Source organism: Streptococcus sinensis (assembly GCF_000767835.1).
In the GTDB taxonomy this organism is placed as follows: Bacteria; Bacillota; Bacilli; order Lactobacillales; family Streptococcaceae; genus Streptococcus; species Streptococcus sinensis.
Genome location: NZ_JPEN01000048.1, coordinates 1 through 6,149, shown reverse-complemented (window position 1 = coordinate 6,149; position 6,149 = coordinate 1). Strand labels below are relative to the sequence as shown.

Here is a 6,149-nt window from a genome sequence, read left to right as displayed (position 1 = left end):
CTGTTGTCTTTATTTTCATGTTTCTGTGGGTGACGGCTATGTCGTCATGGCTGTCTGTCCCAGGCTCTTTAATATTGAAGATTAGCGAACTTAATCATCTGAATCTAGCGGCAAATAAAGACTAATCTGGGTGAATTTATCTGCTTCAGACTGGATTTCCATATGATAGTCGTCTCCGAACTGTAATCTTAAGCGTTGATCGACATTTTTCAGCCCAACCCCACCTAAGCGAAGGAGAGTCTCATCCATAGGAGCGTTAACATCAAATCCTCGGCCGTTATCATAGATAGACAGTCTCAGTTGTCCCTCTTCTACTTTCGACGTCACCTGAATCATGCCCTGTCGGTCAATTTCCTTGATGCCATGGTAGATGGCATTTTCGACCAAAGGCTGGAGTACCAGCTTGGGCAGTTTATAATCAGCTAGAGATTCATCCTCTTCAATCTCATATTGGAGCTTGTCACCATAGCGCTGCTTCTGGATGAAAAGATACTGACGAACGTGGTCAATCTCATCTCTAAGAGAAATCTGTTCGTGCCCTTGATTAAGCGCCAAACGGAAATACTGAGCGAGTGATTTTGTTACCTCAACAACACGCTTGCTGTCGTTAAATTCAGCCATCCAGACAATCGTATCCAAGGTATTATAAAGGAAATGGGGGTTGATTTGAGCAGAGAGAGCTCGGAGCTCATAGCGGCGGACATTTTGTTCTTCAGTCTTGACTGCTTCCATTAGTTGTTCGATTTGGTCCAGCATTTTATTGAATTGCTGAGCCAAGTCAACCAACTCTGGAGACCCCTTTGCTTCCGCTCGTAAATTTGAGTCACCTGCCCCAATCTTCAGAATGACAGCCTGCAGATTCTGAAGAGGCTTAATCCACAAACGTAGAACAAACCAAATACCAGTCAAGCACAGCAGGAGTGCTAAAATGCCCATTCCTACAAAAGAATAAAGCATCTGTGACTGAAGCATCTGTAATTGCTCTAATGAGGCAACGCCAATTAAAGTCCAGTCGCTGTCCGCAATATCAATCTGGTAGACAAAAGCCTGCTTCTGGTCTGCGTAACCGTCCTTGACCGAGATATAGGGCTGCATAGCTTTCATTTCCTGACTGGATGAATAAACACTCTTCTTAGGATGATAGACAAATTCATGCTGGCTGTTGACAATAAAGCTAAAACCCTTCTTCCCGAGCTGAAGCCGATCCAAATAGGCTTTGAGACTCTTATAGCCGATATCCAAACGCAAAACACCGAGATTCTGCCCTGCTTCATCCACTACTTCCTGAGTGACGGAAACAACCCACTTCTCCTTCTCTAATGCTAGAGACTCCTTGCGAGCAGGAGTCAAGACAGGCATGGCTCTGGTATGGACGGCTTCCTGATACCATTTTTCATTCATCATATCAGAGGATGTCTGCATGCTGATTTGAGAATCTGTCGAGACCACGCGCCCGTCCTTAGTAACCAATACTGCCGACACCAAATCCGGATCTGTCTCAATGATGGTTTTCATCAAAGACTGAACTGACGTTTCGCTGCTTTCTTGATTCTGAGCATACTTCCGAATCGTTTCTTCCTTGCTCAGTGTGGAGGTGGTTTGTTTTAATTTCTGCAAATAGGAAGCAATGAACTGCCCGCTTTGCTCCATACTATTACGAGTCGTCCGCTCTGTCAGCTGCCGAATGGTTTCTGAGCTAGTCTGATAGTAAAGACTCCCAACAACCCCCAAGAGTAAAAGAACCAGCAGAAAAATATAGACAATCAACTGGATCAGAAGCGGATACCGTTTCATTTCTCCTCTCCTTTTTTAAACTGCCGAGGTGTCAGCCCAACCACCTGCTTGAAGCGCTGAGAAAAATAGTTCATATCGTCAAAACCTACCTGCTCTGCTATTTCATAAATCTTCAAATCTGTAGTTAAGAGTAAGAGTTTTGCTTTTTTCATCCGCTCTTGGATCAGATAATCCTGAAAGGGCAGGCCTAATTCTTTTTTGATAAGAACACTTAGATAGGACGGACTAAACCCTAATTGGAAAGCCAAACTTTTCAGACTTAATTCTGAATCTGCTAGACGCGCGTGAATGGCCTCTTCCAACTCAGAGCGCTGCCCCTGATCGACCAAACTTTGAATCTGGGCCTTTTTACGCTCCTTATCAAGCTTGATCTGCAGCTTGGCCAACATCTCCTCGACATCATCTTTGGAAAATGGCTTGAGAAGATAGTCATCTGCACCTAGCTTAATGGCCGTCCGAGCATAGTCAAAATCATCATATCCAGTCAGAAAAACGATATGGCACTTGGGAGCCTGGTCTCTGACTAGCTTGGCCAGTTCGAGACCGTTCATCTGTGGCATATTGATATCGGTCAGCAGAATGTCAGCAGGATTTTCCTGAAATTTCTGCCAAGCTTCTATTCCATTTTCAGCTTGGGCAATGACTTGCATACCAAACTGTTCATAGTCTACCAAGGACGCAATCCCCTGTCTGACCAGATACTCATCCTCTACAATCATAATTGAATACACAAGATTCAACTCCTTATTTTTACTGGATTTATTATAGCAAATTTTCGATCAAAATGCTCTTAAACATAATCCAAAAGATAACCGTAGCCCTTCTCCTCCATCTCAGCTTTTGGAATGAACTTAATTGACAGACTATTGATGCAATAGCGCAAACCGCCCTTGTCCTTAGGGCCATCAGTGAAAACATGGCCCAGATGTGAATTTCCAACCCGACTGCGAACTTCTGTCCGTGTCATGTTGAAACTCTTATCTTCTTTGTAAGTCGCAACATCTGGACTGACAGGACGGGTGAAACTCGGCCAACCGCAGCCAGAGTCAAATTTATCCTTTGATGAAAAGAGAGGTTCTCCTGTCACCACATCCACGTAGATACCAGCATCGAACTTATCCCAATAGCGATTAGAAAAAGCTCGCTCTGTGTCATTCTTTTGTGTGACTGCGTATTCTTCTGGAGAGAGCTTAGCCTTAATCTCTTCATCACTAGGCTTAGGATAGCGACTAGCTTCGATAACTGGGTAAGCAGCTTGATTGACATCGATATGGCAATACCCATTAGGATTCTTTTTTAGGTAATCCTGATGATAATCTTCTGCCTTGATAAAGTTTTTCAGAGGTTCTTTTTCAACGGCCAAAGGCTTATCATATTTCTTGGCGACTTCATCAAAGACCTGATTAATAGTATCAAGATCAGCTTCGTCCTTATAATAAACACCCGTTCGATACTGGGTGCCTTGGTCGTTTCCTTGTTTGTTTTTGGAAGTCGGATCAATGATACGGAAATAATGAAGTAAGATTTCTTTGAGAGATATCTTTTTAACGTTATAGGTAATTTTCACCGTCTCAGCATGACCAGTTTGGGAAACTAATTCATACTTGGTTGTGTCGCTCTTACCATTTGCATAGCCAGACTCAGCATCAATGACACCTGGTACTCTAGAGAAATATTCTTCTACACCCCAGAAACAACCGCCAGCCAGATAAATCTCCCGCTTATCTTCTTCCTTGACGTCTTCTTTCTTTTGTTTGGTCACTTCTGTCTTGCTCATAGAGGCTTTCTTGATCTGTTCAGGAGATGATTGCTTACCATTCCCTGCAATCACATAGACCAGTCCAAAACAGAAAAGCAAGCCAATTAAAACCAGAAAAATTTTCCATTTTCCTTCCATTTTCTTTACTCCTTTCTACTTGATTTCCTTCAGTGTTTTCTCAATATCTTCCTTGCCCATGTAGCCCACATGAGTTTTAGCAAGTGAGCCGTCACTATTGATAAAGAGAGCAGATGGATAAGAGCGAATACCGTATTCTTTCAGTAATTCTCCCTTAGTATCCATGAGAACTGGCATGTTCTTGTAATCCAAAGATTTATACCATTCCTTGAAATCATTAGCAGACTTTTCTCCATTAAAAGTCGGAGATACCACCGTCAGGACAACATAATCTTTTCCTGACTGTTCCTTAGCCAAATCATTGGTATCTCCAAGTGTGGATAGACAGATAGAGCACCAAGAAGCCCAAAACTTTAGATAGACTTTCTTGCCTTTAAAATCAGACAGCTTGTAGGTCTTGCCGTCCACTCCTTGCAAAGCGAAGTCCTTAGCCATTTTTGTAGCTTGGTTAGAATTTGACTTGCTAGTCATGGAACTTTTATCATTTTTGGAAGCTTCCGAATTCATTTGCTGATTTGAACAAGCTCCCAATAATCCTACACAAAGCAGCCCTGCGGTTAATAGAGACAGTTTTTTCATAGTATTCTTTCCTCTCCAAACAAGGAGAAAGCCGACAAAATTGACGACTTCCACTCTCATTGATAATTTTATTTATCAGATGATATTTCGGATGAATCTTTCATTTCATCCTTCATGCTTGAATCACTTGATTTCATATCATCTTTCATGTCAGACTTACTGTCGGACATCATAGAAGAGTCCTTCATATCATCCTTTTGCATCTTGTCATCAGACATGCTAGAGTCTTTCATATTCTCCTTCTTCATGTCATCTTTTTTCATATCGTCTTTCTTCATCATGCTGCTGTCGTCCATCTTTTTCATATCTGAATTTGACTTTTGACTGGAGCAAGCAGCCAAGGCAAAGATACTAAGAGTAGCCATTGTAAGAGTTGCGATTTTTTTCATGATATTTCTCCTTTAATCATATAATATTTATCCAAATAGTGACGCTAAAGCGTTTAGATTTCCGAGCATAAGCAGGATTCCCATGAGGATGATGAGTGCCCCGCCGATTTTCTTAAGCGTTCCCATATAAGGTTTGAGTTTTGCAAAGCGCTGTAATACCCAGCCGGAAGCCAAAGCCATAGCTAGAAATGGAAGGGCTAATCCAAGTGTATAAACCAACATAAGCAAACCGCCCTGAAGAGCACCAGCTCCCCCAGAAGCAGCAATCGCTAAAACAGAGCTCAGAACAGGCCCAACACAGGGTGTCCAACCAAAGCTAAAAGTAATCCCTAAAATAAAGGCATTAAGCAAGTCACTCCGTTTACTATTCTGTTTAAACTGGATGCTTTTTTGCTTTTGCAGCTGCTGGATATTGATGACGCCCGTTTGGTGGATTCCCAATAGTATGACAATTCCACCCAAAAGATAGCGAAACCAAGGGGCGTATAGGACTTGACCTAGAGCACCAGCACCGTAGCCCAAGACTAAAAATACAGTCGACAATCCCACTATAAAGCAGAGTGTTTTGACCATCCCATACCAAGAAACCTCTCGTCCTAGAATCTTGAACGTCCTCGACTGCTCTTCATCTAACAAGATTCCTACATAAACCGGCATAAGCGGTAAGATACAAGGGGAGAAAAAGGAAAGAATCCCTGCCAGAAAAACTGAAATAAAGAACAAAAAACTTGTAGCCATTTCAAAAACCTCTCGATCATTTTCTGACTATAGTATAAAATAAAAATCCCCCTAAAAATAGGGAGATAGATTTGAAAAAACTTGAATTTGATTTTATCTTTTCTACACCATGAGTTGAAAGTATTCACCACTGACTGAGGATTTATGTTAAGTTGAGAGCAAATGTAAAGGTGCTTCCTAGGCCACACTGGCTTTCGATCGTAATTTCTCCACCCAGCTGATGAGCCAACTCACGCGCAATCGCAAGGCCCAGACCATGGCCACCTGTCTTCATATTACGTGAAGTTTCCACACGGTAGAGGCGTTTGATAGCCTTGTATTCGTGAGATTTTCGATCCAATTGATTCATGATTTGAACACGGACACGACTCATAGCACGGCTAAGATGCTGTACAATGTGAAAACGGTCGAGGACGATTTTAGCGTTTGGAAATAGTTTTCTGGCAATATCGTAGTAGGGACTAAACATATCCATTGTAATGACTTTAACGCGGTTTCGGACCTGCNTCCCCAGACTGTTTCACTCCCAAGACATGTGAGTTGGAAGATAAGATAAATCTGTCTTGAATTTAAACTCTTTCAGTTTACGAATGACGGTTGACGTGGAAACTGCTAAGCTTTCAGCGATGGCCGTCATAGAGACTTTCTCGATCAATTTTTGAGTGATTTTCTTCTTGACGATGGTTGCGATTTGGTGATTCTTCTTGACTAAGGAAGTCTCTGCGACAGCCATTTTTCCACAGTCTTTACAG

At 42.1% G+C, this 6,149-nt stretch carries 6 protein-coding genes and 1 pseudogene; all 7 read right to left on the bottom strand.

Annotated features, from left to right (window positions below; translation table 11 throughout):
• Window positions 1–90: 90 nt before the first annotated feature.
• On the bottom strand, window positions 91–1,794 hold the full coding sequence (locus SSIN_RS03195; RefSeq protein WP_037615676.1) for a cache domain-containing sensor histidine kinase: 1,704 nt from the start codon (window positions 1,792–1,794) through the stop codon (window positions 91–93).
• A complete protein-coding gene (locus SSIN_RS03190) occupies window positions 1,791–2,525 on the bottom strand; it encodes a response regulator transcription factor (RefSeq protein WP_037615673.1) in 735 nt (244 codons plus the stop codon). Before SSIN_RS03190 ends, SSIN_RS03195 begins: the two co-directional genes overlap by 4 nt.
• 59 nt (window positions 2,526–2,584) lie before the next feature.
• A complete protein-coding gene (gene msrB, locus SSIN_RS03185) occupies window positions 2,585–3,691 on the bottom strand; it encodes a peptide-methionine (R)-S-oxide reductase MsrB (RefSeq protein WP_037615671.1) in 1,107 nt (368 codons plus the stop codon).
• A gap of 15 nt (window positions 3,692–3,706) precedes the next feature.
• On the bottom strand, window positions 3,707–4,270 hold the full coding sequence (locus tag SSIN_RS03180; RefSeq protein WP_037615668.1) for a redoxin family protein: 564 nt from the start codon (window positions 4,268–4,270) through the stop codon (window positions 3,707–3,709).
• A 68-nt stretch (window positions 4,271–4,338) separates the two neighbouring features.
• Window positions 4,339–4,659 (bottom strand): hypothetical protein, encoded by a 321-nt coding sequence (locus SSIN_RS03175; RefSeq protein ID WP_037615665.1) that lies wholly within the window; start codon window positions 4,657–4,659, stop codon window positions 4,339–4,341.
• A 27-nt stretch (window positions 4,660–4,686) separates the two neighbouring features.
• The gene (ccdA2, locus tag SSIN_RS03170) at window positions 4,687–5,397 is read right to left on the bottom strand and encodes a thiol-disulfide oxidoreductase-associated membrane protein CcdA2 (RefSeq protein WP_037615663.1); all 711 of its coding nucleotides are present in this window, start codon (window positions 5,395–5,397) and stop codon (window positions 4,687–4,689) included.
• Between the two features lie 142 nt (window positions 5,398–5,539).
• Window positions 5,540–6,149, bottom strand: a pseudogene (locus tag SSIN_RS10795) (transposase); the annotation flags it as partial.